The 2406-nt window shown below is 44.9% G+C and carries 2 protein-coding genes and 1 pseudogene; 1 reads left to right on the forward strand and 2 read right to left on the reverse strand.

Annotated elements, in window-relative coordinates; translation table 11 throughout:
- Positions 1–73: 73 nt before the first annotated feature.
- A complete protein-coding gene (locus JQC92_RS21845) occupies positions 74–556 on the forward strand; it encodes an IS1595 family transposase (protein WP_205001639.1) in 483 nt (160 codons plus the stop codon).
- 22 nt (positions 557–578) lie between these two features.
- Here the strand turns inward: JQC92_RS21845 and JQC92_RS21850 are convergent.
- Positions 579–671: pseudogene (locus tag JQC92_RS21850) on the reverse strand (IS200/IS605 family transposase); the annotation flags it as partial.
- Positions 672–863: 192 nt separating this feature from the next.
- Positions 864–2406, reverse strand: a 1543-nt coding sequence (locus JQC92_RS21855) for a hypothetical protein (RefSeq protein WP_205001638.1), incomplete at its 5' end; no start/stop codon positions are given.

A 2406-nucleotide genomic window follows, 5' to 3' on the forward strand; every position in this document is an offset into this window, starting at 1 on the left:
AAAGGCAAAGTTGAATTTGACGAAATGTACCTTGTTGCTGGTCACAAAGGAAAACCTGAAGCCATAAAAAAATCTGGGGCGAAAAAGTAGAAGACGAAAACTTAAAGGTGCTCCAGGACGAGGAACGATGGCTTCTGAAAAACCCCCAGTGTTTGGAATGATACAACGTGGTGGAGAAGTCGTTATTAACTTGCTGAAAAATGTTCAGAAAGCAACGATTAAACCTTTCATAGAAAAAACAGTCGCCATCGGCTCGTTAATTTACACCGATGAATACAACATTTACCATTCACTTGAAGACTGGGGTTATGAACATAAAAGTGTGTGCCACAGTAAACATGAGTACGCTAGAGATGAAGACGGTGATGGATTCTATGAAGTGCACGTTAATACGATGGAAGGTTTCTGGTCATTACTTAGACCATGGTTGAGACCACATCGAGGGATATCACAAGAAAAACTCCCTCTTTATCTTGGTTTTTTTGAGTTTGTACACAATGCTGGCCTACGAGGTAAAGGGCTGCTTGCACCACTCATTCAACTATTGATTACCTAGCAGTCTTGAACCCGATATGAGCCTCGTCAAATACCGCTCTTCTGTATTTGGCTGGAAAAACTAAGTGATATAGCAAAATAATTACGTTATGGCTCTTGTGAATGTATTCGCTCATTACATCATATTACGCCGCAAGCGGCGGGGAATAAAACCCTCAGAGATTAAAATCTGAAAGAGACCTGATTGATTTTAGTCAGATGCCCATCGAATTTTACTGTAACTTGACCATCTCTTACCTTCGTAACGATGCTATCTTTTTTGACATTCCATAAAATTCTTTACACATAATAACCCGAACTGCTTAATCCTAAAAAAGGGGGTTACCCAAAGGTTTAGCTCTCTTTTTGAGTTCTGTTAATGCATCCATAGACAAACTCCCACCTCTACCTAACGAGTCCAACACGCTCATGAATGCATTTACCGTCTTATGATAATGGCATTCCTGCGCCATAAATAACCCAAATGTTTCGTTTCCACTTTTCGCCGCTGCCAGCTCCTTGAATGCCTCTTCCGACAAAGATTTTTCTCTCAACAACTCGGCCAACACCGTCATAAATACCGTTACCACTTCATTACGACCGTTTTGCAACGCCAGAAATAACCCTGGTGTTTCGTCACCATCTTTCGCTGCTGCCAGCGCTATGAACTTATCTTCTGATAACTTCCCTGCCTTCAGTAACTCCGCCAGCACCTTCATAAACGCAGCCACCGTATCATGCTGACCGCTTTTCTGCGCCAGAAATAGTCCAGGTATTTCGTCACCATCTTTCGCTGCTGCCAGCTCTATGAACTTATCTTCTGATAGCTTCCCTTCCTTCAGTAACTCCGCCAGCACCTTCATAAACGCAGCCACCGTATCATGCTGACCCTCTTGCAGCGCCATCCATAGTCCAGGTGTTCCGTTACGTCTTTTCCCCGCTGCCAGCTCTATGAACTTATCTGCTGATAACTCCCCTTCCTTCAGTAACTCCGCCAGCACCTTCATAAACGCAGTCACCGTATCATGATGACCATTTTGCAGCGCCAAATATAGTCCAGGTGTTTCGTCACCATCTTTCGCTGCTGCCAGCTCTATGAGCTTATCTTCTGATAACTTCCCTGCCTTCAGTAACTCCACCAGAGCTTCCATAAACGCAGCCACCGTATCATGCTGACCCTCTTGCTGCGCCATCCATAGCCCTGGTATTTCGTCACCATCTTTCGCTGCTGCCAGCTCTATGAACTTATCTTCTGATAACTTCCCTTCCTTCAGTAACTCCGCCAGTGCTTCCATAAACGCAGCCACCGTCTCATGCTGACCCTCTTGCAGCGCCAAATATAGTCCAGGCGTTCCGTCACCATATTTCCCCGCTGCCAGCGCTATGAACTTATCTTCTGATAACTTCCCTTCCTTCAGTAACTCCACCAGCACCTTCATAAACGCAGCCACCGTCTCATGCTGACCGTTTTTCTGCGCTAAACATAGTCCAGGTGTTTCGTCACGTCTTTTTCCCGCTGCCAGCGCTATGAACTTATCTTCTGATAACGTCCCTTCCTTCAGTAACTCCGCCAGCACCTTCATAAACGCAGTCACCGTATCATGATGACCATTTTGCAGCGCCAGAAATAGTCCAGGTGTTTCGTCACGTCTTTTTCCCGCTGCCAGCGCTATGAACTTATCTTCTGATAACCTCCCTGCCTTCAGTAACTCCACCAGCACCTTCATAAACGCAGCCACCGTATCATGATGACCGTTTTTCTGCGCTAGATGCACACACCTTTTTTTTTGAGAATCTGATAACTTTAAAAATTTATTATCAGTCAGACGTAATTCACGAAAGCATGCGGAGAAATCTGAAATAGTACGACCT

This window comes from Parashewanella hymeniacidonis, assembly GCF_016900895.1.
Lineage (GTDB): Bacteria > Pseudomonadota > Gammaproteobacteria > Enterobacterales > Shewanellaceae > Parashewanella > Parashewanella hymeniacidonis.